General features: G+C 67.0%; 25 protein-coding genes. 12 read left to right on the top strand and 13 right to left on the bottom strand.

Annotated elements, in window-relative coordinates; genetic code table 11:
- Nucleotides 1–69: 69 nt before the first annotated feature.
- The 6 genes from AAHB16_RS13400 to AAHB16_RS13375 all read right to left on the bottom strand — a co-directional run bounded on the left by AAHB16_RS13400 (nucleotide 70) and on the right by AAHB16_RS13375 (nucleotide 5,601).
- Nucleotides 70–933: an NAD(P)-dependent oxidoreductase gene (locus tag AAHB16_RS13400; protein WP_342051095.1), complete on the bottom strand. Its 864-nt coding sequence runs from the start codon at nucleotides 931–933 to the stop codon at nucleotides 70–72.
- A 20-nt stretch (nucleotides 934–953) separates the two neighbouring features.
- The gene (gene pcaC, locus AAHB16_RS13395; RefSeq protein WP_150377045.1) at nucleotides 954–1,331 is read right to left on the bottom strand and encodes a 4-carboxymuconolactone decarboxylase; all 378 of its coding nucleotides are present in this window, start codon (nucleotides 1,329–1,331) and stop codon (nucleotides 954–956) included.
- 89 nt (nucleotides 1,332–1,420) lie between these two features.
- Nucleotides 1,421–2,428, bottom strand: a complete 1,008-nt coding sequence (locus AAHB16_RS13390; protein WP_342051094.1) for a tripartite tricarboxylate transporter substrate binding protein — start codon at nucleotides 2,426–2,428, stop codon at nucleotides 1,421–1,423.
- Nucleotides 2,429–2,492: 64 nt separating this feature from the next.
- On the bottom strand, nucleotides 2,493–3,290 hold the full coding sequence (locus AAHB16_RS13385) for an enoyl-CoA hydratase-related protein (protein WP_150377047.1): 798 nt from the start codon (nucleotides 3,288–3,290) through the stop codon (nucleotides 2,493–2,495).
- A complete protein-coding gene (locus AAHB16_RS13380; RefSeq protein ID WP_150377048.1) occupies nucleotides 3,287–4,555 on the bottom strand; it encodes a CaiB/BaiF CoA transferase family protein in 1,269 nt (422 codons plus the stop codon). The genes AAHB16_RS13385 and AAHB16_RS13380 overlap by 4 nt, the downstream gene beginning before the upstream one ends.
- A gap of 95 nt (nucleotides 4,556–4,650) precedes the next feature.
- Nucleotides 4,651–5,601 carry a LysR substrate-binding domain-containing protein gene (locus AAHB16_RS13375; protein ID WP_342051093.1) on the bottom strand — a complete coding sequence of 317 codons (951 nt, stop codon included), beginning with the start codon at nucleotides 5,599–5,601 and terminating at the stop codon, nucleotides 4,651–4,653.
- A 116-nt stretch (nucleotides 5,602–5,717) separates the two neighbouring features.
- Between AAHB16_RS13375 and AAHB16_RS13370 the strand changes: the two genes are divergently transcribed.
- Genes AAHB16_RS13370 through AAHB16_RS13360 form a run of 3 tightly spaced genes read left to right on the top strand, consistent with a single transcriptional unit; the run spans nucleotide 5,718 to nucleotide 8,230 of the window.
- Nucleotides 5,718–6,560 carry an alpha/beta fold hydrolase gene (locus AAHB16_RS13370; RefSeq protein ID WP_342051092.1) on the top strand — a complete coding sequence of 281 codons (843 nt, stop codon included), beginning with the start codon at nucleotides 5,718–5,720 and terminating at the stop codon, nucleotides 6,558–6,560.
- On the top strand, nucleotides 6,553–6,978 hold the full coding sequence (locus AAHB16_RS13365) for an acyl-CoA thioesterase (protein ID WP_150377051.1): 426 nt from the start codon (nucleotides 6,553–6,555) through the stop codon (nucleotides 6,976–6,978). Before AAHB16_RS13370 ends, AAHB16_RS13365 begins: the two co-directional genes overlap by 8 nt.
- Nucleotides 6,979–6,997: 19 nt before the next feature.
- A complete protein-coding gene (locus AAHB16_RS13360) occupies nucleotides 6,998–8,230 on the top strand; it encodes an NAD(P)/FAD-dependent oxidoreductase (protein ID WP_342051091.1) in 1,233 nt (410 codons plus the stop codon).
- Here the strand turns inward: AAHB16_RS13360 and AAHB16_RS13355 are convergent.
- Nucleotides 8,224–8,433 (bottom strand): hypothetical protein, encoded by a 210-nt coding sequence (locus AAHB16_RS13355; RefSeq protein WP_342051090.1) that lies wholly within the window; start codon nucleotides 8,431–8,433, stop codon nucleotides 8,224–8,226. The two genes, AAHB16_RS13360 and AAHB16_RS13355, sit on opposite strands and share 7 nt — an antisense overlap.
- A gap of 277 nt (nucleotides 8,434–8,710) precedes the next feature.
- On the opposite strand from AAHB16_RS13355, the gene AAHB16_RS13350 reads away from it, so the two are divergent.
- From AAHB16_RS13350 to AAHB16_RS13315, 8 genes are all read left to right on the top strand, one after another.
- Complete coding sequence (locus tag AAHB16_RS13350; RefSeq protein ID WP_342051089.1) at nucleotides 8,711–9,703, top strand: tripartite tricarboxylate transporter substrate binding protein; 993 nt, start codon at nucleotides 8,711–8,713, stop codon at nucleotides 9,701–9,703.
- Nucleotides 9,704–9,711: 8 nt separating this feature from the next.
- Nucleotides 9,712–10,098 carry a Zn-ribbon domain-containing OB-fold protein gene (locus AAHB16_RS13345; RefSeq protein ID WP_342051088.1) on the top strand — a complete coding sequence of 129 codons (387 nt, stop codon included), beginning with the start codon at nucleotides 9,712–9,714 and terminating at the stop codon, nucleotides 10,096–10,098.
- Nucleotides 10,095–11,258, top strand: a complete 1,164-nt coding sequence (locus AAHB16_RS13340) for a thiolase (protein WP_342051087.1) — start codon at nucleotides 10,095–10,097, stop codon at nucleotides 11,256–11,258. Before AAHB16_RS13345 ends, AAHB16_RS13340 begins: the two co-directional genes overlap by 4 nt.
- A 12-nt stretch (nucleotides 11,259–11,270) precedes the next feature.
- The gene (locus tag AAHB16_RS13335) at nucleotides 11,271–11,936 is read left to right on the top strand and encodes a 3-oxoacid CoA-transferase subunit A (RefSeq protein WP_150377056.1); all 666 of its coding nucleotides are present in this window, start codon (nucleotides 11,271–11,273) and stop codon (nucleotides 11,934–11,936) included.
- Nucleotides 11,937–11,989: 53 nt separating this feature from the next.
- Nucleotides 11,990–14,131 (top strand): 3-hydroxyacyl-CoA dehydrogenase NAD-binding domain-containing protein, encoded by a 2,142-nt coding sequence (locus tag AAHB16_RS13330; protein ID WP_342051086.1) that lies wholly within the window; start codon nucleotides 11,990–11,992, stop codon nucleotides 14,129–14,131.
- Between the two features lie 99 nt (nucleotides 14,132–14,230).
- Nucleotides 14,231–15,388: a CaiB/BaiF CoA transferase family protein gene (locus AAHB16_RS13325; RefSeq protein WP_342051116.1), complete on the top strand. Its 1,158-nt coding sequence runs from the start codon at nucleotides 14,231–14,233 to the stop codon at nucleotides 15,386–15,388.
- A 116-nt stretch (nucleotides 15,389–15,504) separates the two neighbouring features.
- Nucleotides 15,505–16,437, top strand: a complete 933-nt coding sequence (locus tag AAHB16_RS13320) for a Bug family tripartite tricarboxylate transporter substrate binding protein (protein WP_342051115.1) — start codon at nucleotides 15,505–15,507, stop codon at nucleotides 16,435–16,437.
- 12 nt (nucleotides 16,438–16,449) lie between these two features.
- Nucleotides 16,450–17,226, top strand: a complete 777-nt coding sequence (locus AAHB16_RS13315) for an enoyl-CoA hydratase (RefSeq protein ID WP_150377058.1) — start codon at nucleotides 16,450–16,452, stop codon at nucleotides 17,224–17,226.
- On the opposite strand, the gene AAHB16_RS13310 is transcribed toward AAHB16_RS13315, so the two are convergent.
- From AAHB16_RS13310 to AAHB16_RS13285, 6 genes are all read right to left on the bottom strand, one after another.
- Nucleotides 17,210–18,151 (bottom strand): LysR family transcriptional regulator, encoded by a 942-nt coding sequence (locus tag AAHB16_RS13310; protein WP_150377059.1) that lies wholly within the window; start codon nucleotides 18,149–18,151, stop codon nucleotides 17,210–17,212. The genes AAHB16_RS13315 and AAHB16_RS13310 overlap by 17 nt on opposite strands.
- Entirely contained in the window at nucleotides 18,151–18,783 is a 633-nt protein-coding gene (locus AAHB16_RS13305) for a TetR/AcrR family transcriptional regulator (protein WP_150377060.1), read from the bottom strand. Before AAHB16_RS13305 ends, AAHB16_RS13310 begins: the two co-directional genes overlap by 1 nt.
- Nucleotides 18,784–18,847: 64 nt before the next feature.
- Complete coding sequence (locus tag AAHB16_RS13300; RefSeq protein WP_191002320.1) at nucleotides 18,848–19,831, bottom strand: Bug family tripartite tricarboxylate transporter substrate binding protein; 984 nt, start codon at nucleotides 19,829–19,831, stop codon at nucleotides 18,848–18,850.
- Nucleotides 19,832–19,866: 35 nt separating this feature from the next.
- The gene (locus AAHB16_RS13295) at nucleotides 19,867–20,874 is read right to left on the bottom strand and encodes an NADPH:quinone oxidoreductase family protein (RefSeq protein ID WP_150377061.1); all 1,008 of its coding nucleotides are present in this window, start codon (nucleotides 20,872–20,874) and stop codon (nucleotides 19,867–19,869) included.
- Nucleotides 20,871–21,629 carry a crotonase/enoyl-CoA hydratase family protein gene (locus AAHB16_RS13290; RefSeq protein WP_150377062.1) on the bottom strand — a complete coding sequence of 253 codons (759 nt, stop codon included), beginning with the start codon at nucleotides 21,627–21,629 and terminating at the stop codon, nucleotides 20,871–20,873. Before AAHB16_RS13290 ends, AAHB16_RS13295 begins: the two co-directional genes overlap by 4 nt.
- A gap of 31 nt (nucleotides 21,630–21,660) precedes the next feature.
- Nucleotides 21,661–22,797: a CaiB/BaiF CoA transferase family protein gene (locus tag AAHB16_RS13285; protein ID WP_342051085.1), complete on the bottom strand. Its 1,137-nt coding sequence runs from the start codon at nucleotides 22,795–22,797 to the stop codon at nucleotides 21,661–21,663.
- 150 nt (nucleotides 22,798–22,947) lie between these two features.
- Here AAHB16_RS13285 and AAHB16_RS13280 point away from each other — a divergent pair, with 150 nt between their 5' ends.
- Nucleotides 22,948–24,132, top strand: a complete 1,185-nt coding sequence (locus AAHB16_RS13280; RefSeq protein ID WP_342051084.1) for an acyl-CoA dehydrogenase family protein — start codon at nucleotides 22,948–22,950, stop codon at nucleotides 24,130–24,132.
- Nucleotide 24,133: the final 1 nt, after the last annotated feature.

The following is a 24,133-nucleotide window of genomic DNA, read 5'->3' as shown; positions in this document are numbered from 1 at the left end:
TGTCTCTTTGGGGGTGTTCGAAATCAGATTGGCAGACAATCCTACAGGATTTCGCGTCCCAAAGATCGGCTATCGGGGCTGGACGTAACGATACATTTCGGTATGGTCGGCACCCTTGCCGAGCGCTTCCGATGCATCGGCGCACATGCCGCTGACATGGGCGCCCAGCTGCATCGACGCATCGACGGCCTTCGCCAGTTCCGCGGCGATGCCGACGTCCTTGGCCATCAACGCCAGCGAGAACCCGGAATTGAACGCGCCCGAGAGCATGAACTGCTTCACCTTGTTCTCGGTCGTGTTGTTCTTGCCCGTCGAGCTGTTGAGCACATCGACCATCACGTTGGGATCGATGCCGAACCGCTGGCCGGCGACGAGGGCCTCGGCCGTGGCGATCAGCCCCGCCGCGGACACGTAATTGTTGAGCGCCTTCATCGCGTGGCCGGCGCCAATCGGGCCGACGGGCGTGATGCTGGAGCCAAGGTGCGCGAGTACCGGGCGCGCGCGCTCGATATCGGCGGCGGCGCCTCCGGCCATGATGGCCAGCGTGCCGGCTGTCGCGCGTGTCACGCCGCCCGACACTGGCGCATCGATCAGCGTCTTGCCTTGCGCGTTCAGGGCCTCGGCCAGCGCCCGCGTCCGCACCGGATCGGCCGAGCTCATGTCGATGACGAGCGCGCCCGCGGGCAATGCCGGCGCGAGTTCGTGCACCGTCGCATCGACGATATCGGAGTTCGGCAGCATGGTGATCACCATGTCGCACGTGCAGAGCGAACGCAGGCCGTCCGCCACCGCCGCCCCGGGAAACGCCGCGGCGAAGCGTTTGCGGGTATCGGCCACGACGTCGTAGGCCACCACGCTTACGCCTGCCGAGACCAGTCTGCCGGCCATGGGAAACCCCATCATCCCGAGGCCGATAAATCCAAGCTGTGCCATCGCGGCTCCTTAGGTGTCCCTTAAATGCCCATTTCCTTGAACACTTCGCGCGCCACGCGGAACGAGTCGATCGCCGCCGGTACGCCGCAGTAGATCGCCACCTGCAGCAGCACTTCCTTGATCTCGTCCTTGGTCAGGCCGTTGTTGATGGCGCCACGCACATGCAGCTTCAGTTCGTGGGGACGGTTGAGGGCGGCCAGCATGGCCAGATTCAGGAAGCTGCGCGTGCGGCGTTCGAGTCCCGGGCGGTTCCAGACGTCGCCCCAGCAGTACTGCGTGACCAGCTCCTGCATGTCACGGTTGAACTCGTCGGCGTTCTTGAGCGACGCGTCGACGTACTCGCTGCCCAGCACTTCACGGCGGGTTTTCAGACCTTTGTCGAACAGTTCCTGATTCATGCGTGTCTCCTCGGAAAGACTTCATCGTAAAGACGCGTAATTCGTAAGTCAATACGACTGTCATACAATCTTCCGAGGAGGCAGGCCGATCAATCGATGTTCGCGCCGCTCTGCGCAATGAGGTCGACGTTGAGCTTGCCCTCGCGCGTGGCAAACGTCCGGAACGCGTCGGGGGACGCCGACGGCGCCGCTTCCTCGCCGCGGCTGGCCAGTTGTTTCTGTACCGCCGGCTCGCGCAGGACCTTGACGCTGGCGCTATGGAGCTGCTGAACGATGGGGGCGGGCGTCCCCTTGGCGACGAACAGGCCGTACCAGTTGTTGAGCTCGTAGCCCGGCACGCCGGACTCCGCGATGGTCGGGTAGTTCGGCATCACGGTCGAGCGCCTGGCCGAGGTCACGGCAATCGGTGTGAGCTTGCCCGCATCGATCAGCGGCTGGACGGAAGCGGGCGTCGCAAAGCTGACCTGCGCATCGCCGGCGGCCACGGCCTGGCCGGACTGCGCGCCGCCCTTGTAGGGGACGTGCGTCATGGTGATGTGGGCCATCTTGACGAAGTGCACGCCCGCAAGATGTGTGACCACCCCATTGCCGCTCGACGAGTAGTTGAGCGCGCCCGGCGTTTGCTTCGCCTTCTGCAGCAGGTCGGCCGTGGTCTTGATGCCGCTGGCCTTGCCGGCGACGAGCAGCAGCGGCGCCGTCGTCAGCTGTGTCACGGGCGTGAAGTCGCCCGCCGTGTAGCGCAGGTTCTTGTACAGCGCGTTGTCGCCGCCCATCAGGCTCGCGCCGCCGATATAGAGCGTGTAGCCATCGGCGGGGGACTTGGCTACATAGTCCGCCGCGATCGTGGTGCCCGCGCCGGGCCGGTTGTCGACGACCACGGGCTGCTTGAGTTCCTTCGACAGCGCTTCGCCGTAGATGCGCGCGATCGTGTCGGCCGCGCCGCCCGGCGGAAAGCCGATGACGAGCCGGATCGGCTTGCTGGGGTAGGCGTCCTGCGCGATGGCGGGATGGATGGCCAGGAAGGTGCCGGCCCCGATGGCGGCCAATGCGGTGGCCAATGCGGCGGCAGATTGTCGTAGATGCAGTCGTGCGTGCATGATGTCTCCTCGTTGGTGATGCCGGTCTAGACGTGCTGCCGGCTATGTCGATGAATGGCTGCGGCTAGCGGCCGCGAAACACGGGGCGGCGCTTTTCCCCGAACGCCTGGCGGCCCTCCGCATAGTCCTCGCTCAGCGCCGCGCGATCGACGAGCGCCTGAACGGTGTGCTCGGTCAGGTTCGGGTCGCCATTGGCGAGCCCGTTCAGGATCGCCTTGGCGCCACTGATGGACAGCGGGGCGTTATCGGCCAGCACGGCCGCGGCCGCGCGGGTCCTCGCCAGCACGTCGTCGGCGACATCGTCGACGAGGCCGATGCGATAGCCTTCGGCGGAATCGAGCCGTTCGCCCGTGAACAGGATGCGCTTGGCATTGGAGATGCCCACGAGTTCGAACAGCCGGCGCGTGCCCTTCAGGCCATAGACGATGGACAGGCGCGCGGCCGGAATCGACAACTGCGCCTCCGGCACCGCGTAGCGGAAGTCGAAAGCCATCGCGATGTTCACCGCGCCGCCCATGCAGAAGCCGTTGATCGCGGCGATGGTGGGCTTGGAGACGTTCTCGATGGCATCGCAGCAGCCATCGACGGCAGCTTCGTAGACGACCACCTGGCCGGGATTGGACCGTACGGTGGCGAACTCGGTGATATCGGCGCCCGCGCAGAAGCTGGCGCCGCGGCCGGTCAGCGCGATGACGCGGACATCCTCGCGCGCGTCGAGGGCCTGCATCAGCGCGCCCAGCCCTCGCCACATCGCAAGCGTCAGTGCGTTGCGTTTCCCGGGACGTTCGATGGAAACGATGGCGAGCCCATTCTCGACGTGCAGCCCGAGGTCGGGATAAGCCTGCATGCTGGTCTCGCTCATGACACCACCGTTTCGCGAGCGTCGGCCGCTTCGCGCCGACGGCCGGTTTCGGTCTGATACACCGCGCCGCAGGCCACGAGCGCCGCGATCTCGTCGTCCGAAAACTCGAACTCGCGCAGGATATCGGTGCTGTCTTCGCCCACGCGCGGCGGGGCGGCGCGGGCGACGTGCGTGGTGCCGTTGAACAGGATGGGCAGGCCCAGTGCGCGCATCGATCCTCCCTCGGGGCCATCGACATCGACCACCATGCGCACCGCGCGCGCCTGCTCGTGATCCAGCGCCTGCCCCACGTCGTTGACGGGGCCGGCCGGGATACCCGCCGCGTCGAAGCGATCGAGCCAGACCGCCAGCGTGTCCGCCGCGAGCACCCCATCGATCAGTTCCGCCAGCTTCTTGCGGTTGGCATGGCGGACCTCGGGCGTGTCGAAGCGCGGGTCGGTCGTCCATTCCGGGTGGCCGAGCAGGCCGGCGATGCGCTCCCAGTTCGCCTGGTTTGCGCCGCCGATTGCCATGCGGCCGTCCTGGCAGCGGAATACCTGATACGGCGCGACCAGTGGGTGCGCGGTGCCGGACGGCTTCGGGACGATGCCGCGCGAGAAATAGCTCGCGGCATACCAGTAAAGCTGCTGCATCGACGCCTGCAGCAGCGACGTATCGACGCGCTGGCCGCGTCCCGTGCGCAGGCGATGGATATAGGCGGCGAGGATGCCTACCGCCGCGAGCACGCCCGCATTGACGTCGGCGATCGAGATGCCGGGCTTGACCGGTTCGCCGCCTTCCTCGCCCGTCACGCTGATCAGGCCGCTGAACGCCTGCAGGATCAGATCGAAGCCGCCCTTGCTCGCGAGCGGACCTTCGCGACCGTAACCGGTCACGGAGCAATAGATCAGCGCGGGATTGACCTCCCTGAGGACGTCGTAGCCCAGCCCCAGCCGTTCCATGACACCGAGGCGGAAGTTCTCCGTCAGCACGTCGGCCTGCGCCACCATCCGCAGTAACGCGGCCTTGCCTTCCGGCGATTTGAAGTTGATGCCGATGGAGCGCTTGCCGCGATTCAGCATCATGAAGGAAGCGGGCAGGCCGCTGTCGCCTTCGCGGCGATAGTTGCGGGCATCGTCGCCGGCGGGAAACTTCTCCACCTTGTAGATGTCGGCGCCCATGTCGGCCAGCATGAGCCCGCACGTGGGTCCCGCCATGATCTGCGACAGCTCGAGCACCTTGACGCCGCGCAGCGGCGCCTCGAACGGCGTGTCTCCTGTGTTCATCCCAATCCTTTTTTATTTCGTCCTGATGCGTGCGCCCAGTATAAGAACGCCGTTCAACGAAAAAAAATATGGAATTGGGATGGCTCGATAGGAAATTACGATGGATCGGTCAGGGGCCCGTCGGGCAATAGCCGCGCGCCGCGCCAGCTGCCGCTGTCCAGCAGCTGTTTGAGGATCGCCAGCGTCGTGGCCACGACGACTTCGGCGGCGCGGCTCAGTGGCAGCGTGTCGGACACGCACAGCGAGATCTCGCGATCGAGCCGGTAGCCGGCAATCGGCAGTGCGGTGATGCGGGTCTGGCGCTGGACGTCGTCCGAGAGCGCCGACCACGGTAGTACGGTCCACCCCAGATTGGCCGCCACGAGCCGGATCAGCATGTCCGTGGAGCTCACCTCGCTGACGAGCCGGTACTTGAGCCGCTTGTCGAGCAGGGCGGCCTCCACGCGCTGGCGGATGGTGCTGGGCGCGCTGGGCAGGATCAGCGGACTGTTGGCGAGCTCGCGGAGCTTCAGCGTCTGGCGGCCTTCCACCGCGGTCTGCGGCAGCACCGCGTAGAGCGCCTCCGTGAACAGCGGCGTCACGCGCGCGCCGCGCCGCGGCTGCGCATCGACGGCGATCGCGATATCGAGCTTGCCCGCGGCAACGAGGTCGACGAGCTCCGCGCTGGGCCGCTCGACGATTTCCAGCAGAATGCCGCCGCTCGACAGCAGCTCGCGCACGAGCGGCTCCGCCAGCATCTTGCCGGTACTGCCCGGAATGCCGATCGCGGTCCGGCCGGTCGGGTGGGCCACTTCCTCCGACACCGCCTGCCGGACATCCTCGTGCTGGCGCAGCAGCGATTTAGCGTAGCCGTACAGTACCTCGCCGGAACTGGTCAGCCGCGCGCCATAGACGCCGCGGTCGAGCAGCCGCGCACCGAGTTCGGTCTCCAGATTGATGATCTGCTGGCTCAGCGCGGGCTGCGCGATGCGCAGCGCCTCCGACGCGCGCGTCATGTTGCCGAGCTCGGCGATCTTCACGAAATACCTGAGTTGCTTGAATTCCATGCCATAAGCCTACGCGATGGAGTCATTGTTATTCAATATTTTTCCTCGATCGATGGACTGGCTATACTCTTCGGGCTACGAGCATATCGAGAACAACAATAGAGCGAGACGACACCATGCAGTTTGCGGAATCCAACGGCGTACGGCTTTTCGTCGAGTCCACCGGCACTGGCGCGCCGATCGTCTTTGTCCACGAGTTCGCGGGCGACTACCGCAACTATGACGATCAGGTGCGCTTCTTCGGGCCGCACTTCCGGTGCATCACGTTCAATGCCCGGGGCTATCCGCCTTCCGATGTGCCCAACGACGTCGAGCAGTACGGCCAGGCGTTCGCGGTGGAGGATATCGCCGGCGTGATGCGCTGGGCGGGCGTCGAGAGCGCCCATATCGTGGGCGTATCGATGGGTGGCTACGCCACGCTGAACTTCGGCCTGACGTATCCGGAGAAAGCCCGCTCGCTGACGATCGTCGGCGCGGGCCACGGCTCGGACCCCGCGCGGCGCGAGCAATTCCTGCGGGACAGCGGCGAGCTCGCGGAGCGTCTCGTCACGCTCGGCATGGAGCAGGGCATCGTCCACTACGCCAACAGCCCGATCCGCCGCCGCTTCAAGGAGAAGAACCCGCGCGGATTCGAGCAGTTCAATCGCCAGTTCGCCGAACACTCGGCGCTGGGCTCCTCGCTGACCACGCGCGGATACCAGATGCGCCGCAAGACCATTTACGAACTGGAGGCCCAGATGCGCGCGTTGCGCGTGCCCGCGCTGATCGTGACCGGCGATGACGACGAACCCTGCATCGAGCCCGCGCTGTTCATGAAGCGCACGATTCCGGACGCGCGACTCTGGATCGTGCCGCGCACCACGCATGCGGTGAACCTCGAAGAGCCCGAAGCGTTCAACCGCGTGGTGTTCGACTTCATCAGCGCGGTGGACCGGGACGGAGCCGCGCGCCATGCGTGACGCGACGCGCGCGGACTACCCGCATCTGGCCACGGTGCAGACGCGCTGGATGGACAACGACGTGTATGGCCACGTCAACAACGTCACCTATTACAGCTACTTCGACACCGCGGTGAACCAGTATCTGATCGAGCGGGGCGTGCTCGATATCCATGGCGGAAGGGTCGTGGGTCTGGTCGTCGATACGGGCTGCTCGTACTTCCGCTCCGTCGCTTTCCCCGACCGTCTAGAGATCGGCGTGCGCGTGGCGAAGCTCGGTAATTCGAGCGTGCGCTACGAGGTGGCGGTATTCCGCGAAGGCGACGCCGCGATCTGCGCGGCCGGCCACTTCGTGCATGTGTATGTGGATCGGGATTCCGGACGGCCGGTACCGGTGCCCGCGGATACGCGCATTGCGCTGGCGGCACTATGCTTCTGATAGGCAGACGGAGGCTCGCATGCAACGCATCATTGTCGTGGGCGGCGGTTTCGGCGGATTGTGGAGCGCGGTAGGTGCGGCGCGCAGGCTTCGCGAAGCAGGTGCCGCGCAAGCCGGTGTCGAGGTCGTCTTGATCGACCCCCACCCGCATCACAGGATACGGGTGCGCAACTATGAGGCGGATCTGGCCAGTACGCGCGTGCCCTACGCGGAGGTGCTAGACCCGATCGGAGTCCGGCACATCATGGGGGAAGTGACCGGCATCGACGCCGACGCGCAAACCGTCGCGGTGCGAGAGGGCGGCGAGACGCGGCCCTTGCCGTATGCGCGGCTCGTCGTCGCCACCGGTAGCCGGCTGGCGCGGCCCCCCATTCCCGGCCTGCAACATGCGTTCGACATCGACACCTACGATGGCGCCAGACGCCTTCGCGATCATGTCGGCAGGCTGTCCGCGCTGCCGCCCGTGGAGGGCCGCTTTACCGCGCTCGTCATCGGCGCGGGGCTGACCGGTATCGAGCTGGCACTGGAGCTTCCCCACCGTCTGCGTGAGGCCGCGGGATCGGGCGAGCATGCCGCTTGCCGGACCATCCTCGCGGACCGCAACGCACAGATCGGCGCGGCCATGGGCGGTGCCCAGCCCGTGATCGAACGCGCATGCCGCGAACTCGGCATCGAGATGTGGCCCGGTTTCTCCGTCGCGTCCATCGATGCGTCGGGTGCGACGCTGACGGACGGGACCTATGTGCCGGCATCGACGGTCGTATGGTGCGGCGGCATGCGCGCGCATCCGCTCAATGCGTCGCTGCCCGTCACGCTCGATGCCATGGGCAGGCTGCCCGTGGACACGTTTATGCGCGTCCACGGTATTCCCAACGTGTTCGCCGCGGGCGACGCCGCCGAGGCCCTGATCGACGGCGAGCATCCGTCGGTCATGTCCTGCCAGCACGCGCGGCCCATGGGCCGCTTTGCCGGGCATAACGCCGCGGCCGAGTGGCTGGGCGAACCCATGCTTCCGCTCAGCATCGACTGGTACACGACGATCCTCGACCTCGGGCCCTGGGGCGCCGTGTACACGGAAGGGTGGGATCGGCGCCTCGTTGCGGAAGGCGAGGTCGCCAAGAAGACCAAGTTCGTCATCAACCACGCGCGCATCTATCCGCCCAGAACCGGGAACGCCGAGGAGATACTGCTGGCGGGCGCCCCCGTCGTGCAGCGGCCGCCCGCCTATGGCGACGGGGGTGCGCCTCACTGATCCGCGGGCACGTCCGACTTGTCCCGCGGCAGTCCGCGTCCCCGGTCGTGGGTCGAATTGTCGAGATCCTTCTGCACTTCCTTCGTCGTCGGCAGCGGTTTCGTGCCGCCCGGTCCCGGCGTCTCGCGGTGATCCTTGTCGCGCCGCTCCTGATGCGGATCGCTGGGGCGCGGCGAAGATTGGTTTGGCTTGCCGGTGGTCATCGTCTTCTCCCGTTGTGATGTCTCTCCGGGTGGGGCAAGAGTCATACCCGGGGCGACACCACGCGGAAATCGACGTTGCGCGGCGGGCGTTGTAGTTTTTGCCCGGGCGTCTTCCCGTTCTTGCACATCACCGCCCGGCGGGCGCGTTGAATTTCCACGAACGCGTGCTTCGAAACTTTCGGATAGGTCTCTCCGGCCCGGAAAAATATACTGGCGCTCACAACGAAAGCGCGCGCCACCTCTTGTGACGACGCGTTCCACGACGCAGGAGACAACGATGATCCGAAGCCTCGCCCGCCGGCGCCTGTTGGCGCAGGCCAGCGCCTGCCTGATCCTGGGCAGCGCCGCCTTTCCGTCCGCGCACGCCGAATCCTATCCCTCCAGGCCGGTCACCGTCGTGGTGGCCTTCGCGCCCGGGGGAATGACCGATATCGTGGGCCGCCTGCTGGCGGCGGAACTCGGCGAGGCATTCAAGCAGAGCTTTGTCGTCGAGAACCGGCCCGGCGCCGCGGGTCAGATCGCGACCGAGTACGTCGCCCGGCGTCCCGCGGACGGTTACACGCTGCTGCTCAGCGCCACGGGGCACGTCATCGGACCCGCCGTGCAGAAGTCGGTCCGCTATCGCCCGGTGCTGGACTTCGAACCCATCGCGCTGATCGCCAAGGCGCCGAACATGCTCGTCGTGAACCCCGCCGTGCCGGTCCACACCGTGCCCGAGTTCGTCAAATGGGCGAAGGAGCAGGGGAGCGTGCCCTATGGTTCGGCGGGCGCGGGCGGATCGACCCATCTGGCCGGCGAACTGTTCCGGCATATGACCGGTGCCCCGCTCGTGCACGTGCCGTACAAGGGCGCATCGCCATCGACCAGCGCGGTGGTGGCGGGACAGATTCCCGTGGTGTTCCAGGACTCCATGAGCGTGTCCGCCTTCGTCGCCGCGGGCAAGCTGCGGCCGATCGCCGTGACCGGCGCCGAGCGCAGCAAGCTGTTTCCCGACGTGCCCACGATCGCGGAGGCCGGCTACAAGAACTTCGATGCCTATACGTGGCTCGGCCTTTATGCACCCGCGGGCACGCCGAAGGACATCGTCGCGCGATTGAATGCCGAAGTGAATCGCATCATGGCGTCGCCCGACATGGTCGCCAAGCTCAAGCGGCAACAGGCGGAAGCGGCTGGTGGCCTGAGTCCGGCCGCGTTTCGCGACTACGTCGGGGAGGAAGTGGCCAAGTGGCGGAACACGGTGAAGCTCACCGGCGTGCAGATCGAGCAATGAGCGCGCCCATGAATCGTACAGAGGAGACCACCACGAGTGCCGACGCACGATATTTCGGCCGGCTTGCCGAGGGCGTATTCGAGATCCCCCGATGCCGCGCGTGCGACCGGTTTCATTTTTTCCCGCGCGTCGTCTGTCCGTTCTGCGGTGCGGACGATCTGCAGTGGGTGGCGCCATCCGGCTATGGTCGCGTGTACTCGACCACGGTGGTCCGCGGGAAGGAGCGCTCCCACAACGTATGCCTCGTCGACCTCGACGAGGGGCCGCGCCTGATGAGCCGCGTCGTCGATATCGATCCCGGCGAGGTGAAGATTGGCGCCCGGGTGAAGGCGCGTATCGGGCGGGAAGGCGACGAAACGTTGCTGGAATTCGTACCTGCGGGAGGCGCGCAATGATCAAGGCAACGGATCGCGCCGGCGTGGCGATTCTCGGCACGGGACTGGCGGGCCTCGGCCACGCGGGAGGCCGCACCGAGCAGGAAATCATCGCCGAGGCAGCCCGGACGGCCGTGACCGCGAGCGGGCTGCGCATGGCCGATATCGACGGGCTCGTGACGTCGAGCCTCACGTCGCCATGGTGGGTCATGCGCATGGCCGAGTACCTCGGCATTCGCCCGCGCTTCTCCGACAGCACGATGTTTGGCGGGTCGTCCTTTATCGCGGATATCCGCATCGCGGCAATGGCGATCGAAGCGGGCGAGTGCGACAACGTGCTGATCTGCTACGGCAGCAATCCGCGCAGCATTCCGAGCAGTTCGCGCGTCAACGCCATGCGCGCCGAACTCGACCCCCAGCCCTACGAGCATCCTTACAAGCCGTTCAACCCGGTCACGAGCTATGCGCTGGCCGCCGCGCGGCATATGCACGAGTACGGCACCACGCGCACGCAGCTGGCGGAGGTGGCAGTGGCGGCGCGCCAGTGGGCGCAGCGCAATCCCGATGCGTTCGCGCGCGACCCGCTGACCGTTGACGACGTCATCGGCGCGAAGATGATCTCCGATCCGCTGACGGTGCGCGATTGCTGCCTGGTTACCGACGGCGCGGGCGCATTCGTCGTGGCGCGCGCGGACCGCGCCAGGGCGCTGCACGCGAAGCCGGTCTACGTGCTCGGCGTCGGACATGCGCACTGGCACCGGCAGATTTCGTGCATGGAGGACCTGACGCGTACGCCGGCCATCGACTCCGGGGCAAAGGCGTTTGCGCAGGCGGGGCTCACGCCGAAGGACATCGATGTGGTCGAGCTGTACGACGCGTTCACGATCAACCCGATCCTGTTTCTGGAAGACCTCGGCTTCTGCGCAAAGGGCGAGGGCGGTGCGTTCGTCTCTGGCGGCCGCATCGCCCCTGGCGGCGACTTTCCCATGAACACGAACGGCGGCGGCCTGTCGTGTGTGCACCCGGGGATGTACAGCATCTTTCTGGTAATCGAGGCCGTCACGCAGCTCCGTCGCGAGGCGGGAGACCGGCAGGTGGCCGACGTGGAAACCGCGCTCGTGCACGGCAATGGCGGCGTGCTGTCCAGCCAGGCCACCGCCATTCTTTCGGCGCATCGATAGGGGCCTGTGGCGATGATCGACAAGTTCTTCGAGTCCGCCATGGCCGCCGTGGCCGACATCCACGATGGCGCGACCGTGCTGGTCAGCGGATTTGGCACTTCCGGGCAGCCGATCGAGCTGCTCGAGGCGCTGGCCGAACAGGGCGCCCGCGATCTGACCATCGTCTGCAACAACGGCGGTACGGGCGAGACGGGGCTGGCCAGGCTGATCCGGCTCGGGCGCGTGCGGCGCCTGCTGGCCTCGTATCCGCGCGGTGCGGAAGCCATGGCGTTCGAAGATGCCTATGCCGCTGGCCAGATCGAGTTCGAGTGCGTGCCGCAGGGCACGCTGGCGGAGCGCCTGCGCGCGGCCGGCGCCGGCCTGGGCGGATTTCTGACGCCCACGGCCTACGGCACCGCGCTCGCCGAAGGCAAGGAGACCCGTGTCATCGATGGCGTCGGCTACGTGTTCGAGCGGCCGCTGCACGGCGACTTCGCACTGGTCAAGGCGGACCGTGCCGATCGATGGGGCAACCTCACCTACCGGAAAGCCGGCCGCAACTTCGGACCGCCGATGTGCACGGCGGCACGGACCGCCATCGTGCAGGTGCGCGAGCGCGTGCCGCTGGGCACGATCGACCCCGAGCATGTCGTGACGCCCGGCATTTTCGTCAAGCGCGTGGTGCGCATCGATGCCTGAACCACGTATCCGCTGAATCCCATCCCGTCTTCCATCCCGTCTTCCATCCCGACATGTCCCACGCATCCGGCTCCATTCGTCTCTCACCCACGGTCACGCTCGAGCGGCAAGGCGATATCGCCGTCCTCTGGCTCGACAATCCGCCCGTCAATGGGCTTGGCGATACGACGCGCGCCGGCATTCACGCGGGCCTGACGCAGGCATTCGAGGACGCCGCCATCGCCGGGATCGTGATCGCCGGGGCGGGCAAGGTGTTCTGCGGTGGCGCGGACATCCGGCAGTTCAATACGCCGGCCGCCACCGCGTGGCCGCAGTCGAAGGATATCCAGGCGCTGCTCGCCACGTCGCGCAAGCCCGTGGTCGCCGCCGTTCACGGCGTGGCGCTGGGCGGCGGGCTGGAACTCGCGCTGGGTTGCCACTTTCGCGTGGTCGCGGCCGGCGCGCGCCTGGGGCTGCCGGAGGTGAACATCGGGCTCGTGCCCGGCGGTGGCGGTACCCAGCGCTTGCCGCGTCTCGTGGGTGTGGAGCGTGCGCTGGACATGATCCAGACCGGCACACCGGTGACAGGCGCGGTAGCCGTGCAGATCGGCCTGGCGGATGCGGTCGTCGAGGGCGAAGCAGATGTGCCGGACGCAGGCCGCGTCGTGGCGTTGGCGGCGGACGTGTGCCGTCGTGCCGCGGCAGATGCCCGCGCGTTCCCGGTGGCCGCGCGGCGCGAGGTTGCGGCATGCCCGATCGACTTCGACGCCCGTCTGGCGGCCATCGGCCGCAAGGCGCGCAATGCCGTCGCGCAACGGGCTTGCGTGCAATGCGTGCGGGCCGCGACGCGTCTGCCGTTCGACGAGGGCGTTGCCTTCGAGCGCGCGCGCTTCGACGAACTGGTCGCGGGACCGGAGTCGAAAGCGCTGCGCCACAGCTTCTTTGCCGAACGCGAAGCGCCGAAGTTCGCCGAAGGCAAGGGCGTACCGCTGCGCCCGCTCGACCGCGTGGCCGTGCTGGGCGCCGGCACCATGGGCGTTGGCATCACCATGGCGTTCGTGAATGCGGGCATCCCGGTCACGCTCGTGGAGCGCGAGCAGGCGGCACTGGACAGGGGCCTCGCGCTTATCCGCCGCAATTACGACGTCACCGCCTCCAAGGGCAAGATCACCTCGGCACAGATCGCGGAACGCATCGCGCGGATTGCGCCGACGCTCGCGTTCGACGCGATGGCGGACGCGGACCTGATCGTGGAAGCGGTGTTCGAGGACATGGCCGTGAAGCAGGACATATTCCGGCGGCTCGATGCGGTGTGCAAGCCTTCGGCGATTCTTGCCACCAACACCTCGCGCCTCGACGTCGACGTCATCGCGGCATCCACGCGGCGCCCCGCCGACGTGATCGGCCTGCATTTCTTCAGTCCGGCAAACGTCATGACGCTGCTGGAGGTGGTGCGCGGCAGGGCAACGGGTGTCGACGTCATTGCCACCTGCATGGACATGGCGCGGCGCATCGGCAAGGTTCCGGTGCTCGTGGGGGTTTGCGAAGGGTTCGTCGGCAACCGCATGCTGACGCCGTACTGGCGCGAGGCGGGCTTTCTGCTGGAAGAGGGCGCGTCGCCCGAGCAGGTGGATCGCGCGCTGACGGGGTTTGGCATGGCGATGGGCCCCCTCGCGATGGCCGATCTCGCGGGCATGGACATCAACTGGGCCACGCGCAAGCGTCTGGCGCCCACACGGCCCGCGCACCTGCGTTACTCGAAGGTTGCCGATCGCATCTGCGAGCTGGGCCGCTTCGGCCAGAAGACCCAGGGTGGCTACTACCGCTACGAAGCGGGCAGCCGCACACCGATTCCCGATCCGCTGGTCGATGCATTGATCGCCGATTGTGCGCGGGAAGCCGGCATCGCGCGCCGGGCGATCTCGGACGAGGAGATCGTCGAGCGCAGCATGCTCGCGCTGATCAACGAGGGCGCCATGATTCTCGACGAGGGGATTGCAAGGCGCGCGTCGGATATCGATGTCGTGTATGTGCACGGCTATGGGTTTCCCGCATGGCGCGGCGGCCCGATGTTCCATGCGGAAACGCTCGGCCTCGCGCACGTACTGGACCGGATTCGCGCGCTGCACGCGCGGCACGGCGCGCACTGGGCGCCGGCGCCGCTGCTAGAGCGACTCGTCGCGAACGGTGCCCGGCGTTTCGACGGCGAGCGCTGATCAAGCTGCCGCGAACGCAGCGTTGAAAACTTTCGAATCGATTTTTGGCGGTGGCGTCCCTACACTCGGCGCCACGTAATACGAGAAGACGGAGCGGTGATGTTGCATCGGGCATTGGAAGGCGTTCGGGTACTGGATCTATCGCGCATTCTGGCGGGGCCATGGTGCACGCAGAATCTCGCGGACCTGGGCGCCGACGTCGTAAAGGTGGAACATCCGCAGCGCGGCGACGACACGCGCGGCTGGGGGCCGCCGTATCAGATTGCGGAAGACGGCAGCGAACAGCGCATGTCGGCCTACTTCATCAGCTGCAATCGCGGCAAGCGTTCCGTCGGCATCGACTACAGCGTGCCGGAGGGCGCGGCGCGGCTGCTCGAACTCGCGCGCGATGCCGACGTGCTGGTCGAGAACTACAAGGTGGGCACGCTCAAGCGCTACGGCCTGGACTATGCATCGCTCAAGGCCGTCAACCCGCGGCTGATCTATCTGTCGATCACGGGCTTCGGCCAGGACGGCCCGATGGCCGACAAGCCCGGCTACGACTACGTGTTTCAGGGCATGGGCGGGTTGATGAGCTATACGGGCCAGCCCGACGGTAGCCCGGGCGCGGGGCCGCTGCGCACGGGCGTGGCCGTGGTGGACCTGAGTACGGGCATGTATGCGACCTCGGCCGTGCTGGCCGCGCTGTACCAGCGCCAGCAAACGGGCGAGGGACAGCACCTCGATATCGCATTGCTGGACGTCGCCGTCGCGCTCAATGCCAATCAGGGCGCCAACTACCTGATCTCCGGCGACAACCCGCAACGCAGCGGCAACGCGCATCCGAACTGTGCGCCGTACGAGGTATTCCGCTGCGCCGATGGCTATCTGATCCTCGCCATCGGCAACGACGCGCAGTTCGCGCGGTTCTGCGAAGTCGCGGGCCGCGGCGATCTGGCGGCGGACCCGCGCTATATCACCAACTCGGACCGCATCGGAAACATCGCGTCGCTCCGGGCCGTGCTGACGGACGTGTTTCCCACCCGCGCGCGCGAGGACTGGACCCGCGCATTCGACGCCGCTGGCGTGCCATGGGGGCCGATCAACACGATGGAAGAGGTATTCGCGCATCCGCAAGTCCGGCACCGCCGGATGCAGCAGACCGCGGAGCACCCGGTCATGGGCACGATTTCCATGGTCCGCAACCCCATGTTGCCGGCCAATCCCCAGCCCTTGCAGCCGCCGCCGCTGCTCGGCGAACACACGGGTGGGGTATAGGCAGCGGCGTGACCGCTTATTTCACAACTGCGGACAACGGCAGACAACAACAGCATGGTACGGAGACAACAATGAAGTTGCAGCATTCCCTCGTCACCCTGGCAGCGCTCGCCGGCATGAGCCCGTTCGGCGCGGTGCAGGCGTCCGCGTGGCCGGACAAGCCCATCAAGCTGATCGTCCCCTACGCGGCCGGTGGCACCACGGACATCATCGCGCGCGTCGTCGGTACGCGACTGGGCGCGGTGCTCAAGCAGCCCGTCGTCGTGGAGAACCGGCCGGGCGCGGGTGGCGCCGTCGGCAGCGCGTTCGCGGCCAAGCAGCCCGCGGACGGCTACACACTGGTCATGGAGGTCGAAAGCTCGCACGCGGTCAACCCCAACGTCTACCAGAAGACCGCGTACGACCCCGTGAAGGATTTCGATCCCATCAGCAACCTGGCCGACGTACCGAACGTGCTCGTCGTGAATCCCGCGTTCCCGGCACAGGACCTGGCGGCATTCATCAAGCTGCTGAAAGCGCAGCCGGGCAAGTACTCGTTCGGCTCGTCCGGCAACGGCGGCCTGAGCCATATGAATGGCGAGCTGTTCATGAACGTCACGGGCACGCGCATGCTGCACGTGCCGTACAAGGGGCTGGGGCCCGCGCTCAACGATGCCATGGCCGGGCAGATCCAGGTCGTGTTCGACAACATTCCGTCGTCGTCGGGGCTGATCGAAGGCGGCAAGCTGCGTCCGCTGGCGGTGGCCGCGCCCAGGCGCCTGAAGATGCTGCCGAACGTGCCGACCTACGCGGAGGCCGGCCTGCCGGCCATGAACAATCCGTCGTGGTTCGGGCTCGGCGCGCCGGCAGGCACCCCCGCGCCGATCCTCGACAAGATCAACGCGGCCGTGAAGCAGGTGCTCGCGGAGCCGGAGGTCGTCGCGGCCATCGAGAAGCAGGGCGCCATTCCGGCATGGACGACGCGTCAGGCGTTCGCGGATCTCATCCGCACGCAAAATCAGCATTGGAAGAAGGTTGTCGAAGACATCCGCTTCGAGAAGCTGCAGTAAGGAGAACGATCGATGAGCGAAAACCTTTCCCACCACCACGCTGCGGTCGACATCGATGCGCGTGGCATCGCGACGATCACCATCCGGCAGGCCAAATCGCTGAATATCCTTGGCACGCCCGTCATCGCGGACCTTACCCATGCCGTGCAGGCGCTGGCCGAGCGCAAGGAGGTGCGCGTGCTGGTCGTGCGCGGCACCGGCGACAAGGGCTTTATTGGCGGGGCCGATATCAACGAGATGGCCGTACTGCAGCGCGACACGGCCGAAGCGTTTATCAGCGGCCTGCGCGACCTCTGCGATGCGCTGCGGCATTTCCCGGTCCCGGTCATCGCGCGCATGCCAGGCTGGTGCCTGGGTGGCGGGCTCGAACTGGCCCTTGCCTGCGATCTCCGCATTGCCGCGGACGACGCGAAGCTCGGCATGCCCGAGGTCAAGGTGGGAATTCCCTCTGTGATCCATGCCGCGCTGATGCCCCGCCTCATCGGCAATGCGCGCACGGCGTGGTATCTGCTGACGGGCGAGATCGCCGATGCCGCCGAGTCCCTCGCGGCCGGACTGGTCAGCCGCGTCGTGCCGTTGGCGGAACTGGATGCGGAGGTCGCTCGCGTAGCCGATCTGCTGGCCGGCTTCGGCCCGCAGGTGGTGCGGCAACAGAAGCGGCTGCTGCGCGAATGGGAAGAGGCGCCGCTCGACGATGCGATCGAGAACAGCGTCGCCGAGTTCGGCCGCGCGTTCGAGACCGGCGAACCTCAGCAACACATGGCGAGCTTTATCAACCGGAAGCGGTAGACGACGGTTCGCGCGTGATGGCCACGCGCGGATCGCTCAGCAGAAACTGCACGAATGCCGCCGCGAATCCGGGCAGCTTGCCGTCGGCACGGGTCACGAGGTTCAACTCCCGAACGGCCCACGGTTCGTCGAGCGCCACCGCGACGACGCGGCCGGCCCGAATCGCGTCCGACGCCACGCTGCGCGGGACCAGCGCGATCCCTACGCCGGCTTCCGCGAGCGACAGCACCGCCTCGAACCCATGCGCGTGCAGCCTGACGTTCGGCTGCCTGCCGGCCCGCTGGGCCATATCCTTGAGAAACAGGAAGTTGCTGCTGTTGCGGCTCATGCAGACGAAGTCGAAGCCGAGCGCCGCGCCAAAGCGCACGCTCGACTCGCGCGCCAGCGGGTGGCCCGCCGGTACCGCAAGCACGAGTTCGTCCACCGCATAGCGTACGGCGCGTACCCCTGTCGCGCTGGCTTCGTCCGTGAGTTCGTTGGCAAGAATGCCGATATCGGCCTCGTGCGCGGTCACGGCCGCAACGATCGCCTGGCTCGCCCGCTCTTCGAGGTCGATATTGACCTCGGGGTGCGCCGCAAGAAAGCGGCTCACGCTCGGGATGATGAAGCCGTTGAGCGAGCTGCTGTTGGCCAGCAGGCGGATATGCCCCTTGAGTCCGCTGGCAAACTGGCCGACCTCCGCGTGCATGCGTTCGATGCCCTGCAGCAGTTCGCGCACATGCGACAGCAGCATCTCGCCGGCCGGTGTCAGATCCATGCCGCGCGGGCTGCGTACGAACAGCGGAATGCCGAGCGCGTGCTCGAGGTTCTTCAGCCGATAGCTGGCAGCCGATGCCGTGATATGGGCGGCATTCGCACCGCCCGCCAGGCTGTGGGCTTCGGCGATGGCCTGGAACAGACGCAGGTCCGTCAGTTCATAGCGCATCAGCGGTTCAACCCATTGACCGCATACCGCGCGATCTCGGCCGCGATGGCTTCGCGGTCCTTCTTCGTCTCGGTCTTGCGCGGCTGGTACCAGCGCGAGGTCCAGTTCAATGCGCCAAGCAGCGCCTTGACGACGATCCGCACGTCCATCTCGCGAAACTCGCCGCTGGCGACGCCTTCTTCCAGCACCTGGAGATAGAGGCGCTCGTTGCCGTCGCGCAGCGCGGTAATGCGCTTGATCTCCGCGCGTTCCTCTTCCGTGGTGCGGCCGCCCAGCTGGAGCTCCAGACCCTGCGCGGCAACGCGCAGGTAATCCAGATGCTCCATCATCAGCATGGCATGCGCGAAGGCCATCGCTTCGAGCCGCTGCCGCGCCGGCCCCGCCGATGCCGCGGCGGGTTCGATGGCAGCCCGCGTCAGCTCCATCGCCCGGCGCTGCACGGCGAAGAACAGGATGGTCTTGCTGCGGAAGTGGTAGTAGATGATCCCCTTGGTCGCGCCATAGCTGTCGCTGATATCGTCGAGCGACGTGGCGGCGAAACCCAGCTTCATGAAGATCGAGGCTGCCGCATCGAGGATGGCCAGCTGTTTCTCGTCGCCTTCCGGGGTCCCGATCTGACGTTTGCGTCCCATGCCTTTGTTCTCTTGCTCTGTGCTTTGTGTGCTCTACGCGCCGGAGGGATGCAAAGATAGCAGATTACAGCTTGGGAATATTGAAACGCTCCACGAGCTTCGTCTCCCGCTCGATCTCGGTCTTCTGGAACGCGCGCAACTGCTCCGCCGTCCCGATAAAGGCGCTGAAGTTGTTCTGGTCGAGGTACTGCGCCGTCTCGGCGTCCTTGAAAATCGTCAGCAGCGTGCTTTCGATCCGCGTCACCACGGGCTTCGGCGTTCCCTTCGGCGCGAAGACACCCCACCATGCCACCTGGAAGAACTCCTTGTAGCCGAGTTCCTGCAAGGTCGGCATCTCGGGCTCGGACTTCATGCGGCGGTCGGACGTCAGGGCGAGCATGCGCAGCTTGCCGCCCTTGACCAGCGGCAGGCCGGCGCTGTATTCGGCAATCGCGAAGTCCACCTGCTTGCCGGCGAGGTCCGTGAGCGTGGGGCTGCTGCCCTTGTAGGAGATGGCATTGGCCTTGGCGCCCACCAGCGACATCAGCCATTCGGTCGCGATGTTGTACGTGGCGCTGCCGCTGCCGTAATTCAGCTTGTTGGGCCGCTTCTTCGCATCGGCGAACAGATCCGACGCGGTCTTGTACGGAGAGTCGGCCGGTACGTAGAGGCCCATCGGCGAGTACGCCACGCGCGCGACGGGTTCGAGGTCGGTCAGCGGATTGTAGGGCAGCTTGTCGTAGAGCGCGACGTTCGTCGTCACGGGGCCGTTGGCTGCCCATAGCAGCGTGTAGCCGTCGGCCGGCGCATTGATGACCGTCTGCGCGGCGATGATCGCGTTGCCGCCCGGCTTGTTCTCGATGACGACGGGCTTGCCGAGCGCCGCTTCCATGCGCCTCGCGGCATAGCGGGCCACGGTGTCGGTGCCCGAGCCCGGCGGGTAGGGCACCACGAGCTTGATCGGCTTGTCGGGGTACTCGGCCTGCGCGGCCGCGTGGCCGGATGCCAGCGCCATGCCGATGCCGAGCAGGGCCGTTGCGGCCACAGGGTGCGTGATGCGGAATGTCATGTCTGTCTCCTCTTCGGGTCGTTGTTATCGCGTATTCAGGCCGCCGGGAACGGGTGCAGCGCGACCCGTCCAATCACCTTGCGCTCGGTAATCGCGTCCAGCGCCTCGCGGAACCGTGCGAGCGGATACGTCGCGTAGGTTTCGGGACGCAGCGTTCCCGCCGCGGCCCAGCCGAGCATGTCGTCGAACGCGTCGCGCACGCGCTGTACGACGGCGGGCGGCGGCAGCTGCTTGCCCCAGCCCATGTAGTAACCCCAGTAGATGCCGATGACCGTGACGTTCTTGACCAGCACGAGGTTCGCGGGAATCTGCGGAATCGTGCCCCCGGCGAAGCCCATCGGAATGATTCGGCCATCGGGCGCGATGCATCGCAGCGATTCGTTGAAGGTGTCGCCACCGACGGGGTCGAAGATGACATCCGCGCCGCGCTGACCGGTTTCCCGCAACACCACGTCGCGAAAATTCTCCTCGCGGTAGTGGATGGCGACGTCGGCACCGTGCCGCCGCGCCGCCTCGAGCTTGGCGGCATCGCCCGCGGTCGCGATCACGCGCGCGCCGAGCCGCTTGCCGATCTCGATGGCCGCCAGCCCGCTGCCGCCCGCGGCGCCGTGGACCAGCAGCGTCTCGCCGGATGCGACCTGCGCACGCCATTTGAGGGCGCCATAGGCCGTGGCATAGATGGTCGGGAATTGCACCGCCGCGTCGTAGTCCACGGCGTCCGGCAGCGCGAACACCGTCGACTCGGGCGCGACGACCTCCTCGGCATAGCCGCCGATGCGGACACCGGCGACCACGCGGTCGCCAGGCTTGAACAGCGACGTACGCTCGCCGCACTCGAGCACCACGCCGGCCACTTCGGTGCCGGGCGTGAACGGCGGCGCCCAGCGGTTCTGATGCTTGCCTTCGAGGACCAGCAGATTGGCAAAGCTCACGCCCGCGGCATGCACCCGAATGCGGATGCCGTCGGGGCCGAGGATGGGGCGATCCACCTCGGCGTATTCGGTATGCGCGAGCCCGAGCTCGCGGCAGACGACGGCCTTCATGCGGCCGCTCCATGCCGGCCCATGCCGGCGGCGAACCGGCTTGCGCCCGCCTGCGCCTCCAGCCGCTTCGCCCGCTCGGCCAGTTCAGCCTCGATCGCGAGCGCATTGGCCATCGGTTCGCCATCCTGCCGGTACACCGATTCGCGATCCGTATTCATCGCGATCTGCGGAAAGGCGGCGATGGTGGCCGCAAGGCTCTCGGCGGCCGATCGCGCGGTCCCGTCGGGCACCACGCGCGTCGCGAGCCCCATGCGCAATGCTTCCTCCGCGGACACGATGCGCGCGGTCAGCAGCATGTCCAGCGCATGGCTCGTGCCGATCAGCCGGGGCAGCCGCACGGTCGTGCCATCGCTCATCGGCACGCCCCAACGGCGCGACAGCACGGCGAACGCGGCCGATTGCTCGGCAATGCGGATGTCGCACCAGAGCGCCAGCCCGAGGCCGCCCGCGCACGCATGGCCCGCCACCGCCGCGATGACGGGCTTGCGCGCGGGTCGGGAAAGCGGACCGTCGGTGCCGGCCCATGCGTCGTACTCCGCGCCCGCCGCGAGCTCCTTGAGGTCCGCGCCCGCGCAGAACGCGCCGCCGGCCCCCCACAGTACGGCGACCCGCGCTTCATCGTCGTTCTCGAACGCGCGCAGTGCCGCGCCCAGCGCCGCGGTCGCTTCGCGGTCGAGCGCATTGCGTACGGCCGGGCGGTTGATGACGATGGTGGTGACTGCGGCGTGCTTCTCGATCAGGATCTTGTCGCTCATGGGGCGTTACCGATAGGGGTTGGCGCGGAGGTCATTGCGTGAACTCGTCGCGGATGGCGGTGCCGTGTTGCCCGAGGCCGGGCACATGGCCCAGTTGCCGCGGCTCGCCGCGGAAGGTTGCCGGGGGTGCCACCAGTCGCGCCTCGCCGTGCACGGTCGGCACGGTGACGCGCCGCAGTTGCGGATGCGTGGACAACTGCGTGACGTCGTTGACCGACGCGAACGCGATGCGCGCGGCCTGCAGCGCCTGCACGACCTCCGCCCTGGTCATCGTCGCCAATGTCGTCGCGATCTCCCGGTCGAGCACGGCACGGTGCGCGACGCGCGAAAGGTTCGTCGCGAACTCCGGCTTCTCCAGCAGTTCCGGGCGTTTGAGCACGTCCTGCGCGAGGCGGCGCCATTCGCCGTCGTTCTGAATCCCGATCAGCACGGTTTCCTCGTTGCCCACGGCACCGCCCACGGGAAACGCGCCGTAGGGCGCGATGGTCGGATGCGACAGGCCCACACGCGGCCAGATCATTCCCGCGTACTCGTAGTGGAGCAGGGGCACGGTCATCCAGTCGCTCATCGCATCGAACAGCGACACATGGATGGCGCTCCCGGCGCCCGTGCGCTCGCGCTGCAGCAACGCTTCGAGGATGGCGGCGTGCGCGTACATGCCGGTGGCGATATCGCAGGCGGAGATGCCGATGCGGCCCGGCGCCTCGGGCGTACCCGTCACCGAAGCGATGCCGCTTTCCGCCTGCACGAGCAGGTCGTATGCGCGCATGCCGGCGTAGGGGCCTTCCTCTCCGTAACCGGTGATATCGCATGTCACCAGACGCGGATGGCGGGCCCGCATCGCTTCCCAGCCGAAGCCGGCGCGTTGCGCGGCGCCCGGGCCCAGGTTCTGGATCAGCACATCGGCCTGCGCGATCATGCGCTGCAGCAATGCGGCATCGTCCGGGTTCGCGAAATCGAGCACGATCGATTCCTTGCCGCGGTTGAGCCAGACGAAATACGTGCTGTCGCCATGGACGGCGGAGTCGTAGCCGCGCGCAAAATCGCCCCCGGCGCGCTCGATCTTGATCACGCGCGCGCCGGCGTCGGCGAGCCGGGACGAAGCGTAGGGGGCCGCGGCGGCCTGTTCGACCGCCACCACAAGAAGTCCTTCCAGGGGCAATGCCATCATGTCTCCATCTATATTTTTCAGGCGTGCGCGTCGTGCTTGAAAATAATGCTACGCAGTAGTATGTTTTTGGTCAAGCCCGATTCGCGTTGACGCGATCGGTTCTCGACCGTGCGGCGGTTCACGCTTCGCACGCGCCACTTGAGACCCATGACAACAGTTACGCCGCTGGAACATCTCACGCTTCCATTCTTCGACGCGCGGCATCGGGAAGCCGCGGAACGGCTCCTCGACTGGACCACGTCCGCGTTCGCCGCCATCCCGGCACCGAAGACGACGCAGGACGTCGACGAGCACTGCCGATCGCTGGTACGCAGCCTCGGTGACGCAGGCATCCTCGCATCGTGCGTGCCGCGACTCGATGCATCGGGGAACGCCGTGCTCGACTCCCGCGCGCTATGCCTGGCGCGCGAACTGCTCGCGCAGACCAGCCCGCTTGCCGATTTCAGCTTTGCGATGCAGGGGCTCGGCTCCGGCGCCATCTCGCTGGCGGGCTCGCCCGCGCAGCAGGAGGCCTACCTCGCCGATGTGGCAAAAGGCAGGAAGATCGCGGCGTTCGCGCTATCCGAGCCCGACGCCGGCTCGGACGTTGGCGGCATGCGCTGCGAAGCCGCGCGCGTGCAGGGCGGTTACGTGCTCGATGGCGAGAAGATGTGGATTTCCAACGGCGGTATCGCGGACTTCTACGTCGTCTTTGCGCGCGAGCCCGGCACGACGCGGTCCGCGGGCATCTCCGCCTTTATCGTCGATGCGGACAACCCGGGGCTCGAGATCGCCGAGCGCATCGATGTCATCTCCCCGCATCCGCTGGCGCGGTTACGCTTTCGCGACTGCCGCGTGGATGCGGGCATGCGGCTGGGCGGCGAGGGGGAAGGGTTCAAGCTTGCGATGCGGACGCTCGACATCTTCCGGACGTCGGTCGCGGCGGCGGCGCTCGGGTTTGCCCGCAAGGCATTGCGGCTGGGCGTGGAACGCGCGCTCTCGCGCGAGATGTTCGGCACCGTGCTCGCCGACATGCAACTGACGCAGGCCACGCTCGCCGATATGGCGACGGCGGTGGAATCGTCCGCCTTGCTCGTGTATCGCGCCGCATGGCTGCGGGATCAGGGCATGCCGACGCCGCGAGAGGCCGCCATGGCCAAGCTCGTCTCCACCGAGTCCGCCCAGCGCGTCGTGGATGCCGCCGTGCAGATCTGGGGCGGGGCGGGCGTGCGCGTGGGCGAGGAGGTGGAGGCGCTCTATCGCGATGTGCGCGCGCTCCGCATCTATGAAGGAGCGAGCGAGGTGCAGCGGCTGATCATCGGCGGCGGCATCGTGAAGGCGTATCGGGGATAAC

It is taken from the genome of Cupriavidus sp. OTU4054 (genome assembly GCF_038440175.1).
GTDB lineage: Bacteria > Pseudomonadota > Gammaproteobacteria > Burkholderiales > Burkholderiaceae > Cupriavidus > Cupriavidus pauculus_D.
Note: the sequence above shows the minus strand (reverse complement) of the source record. Positions and strands in the feature narration are given on the sequence as shown.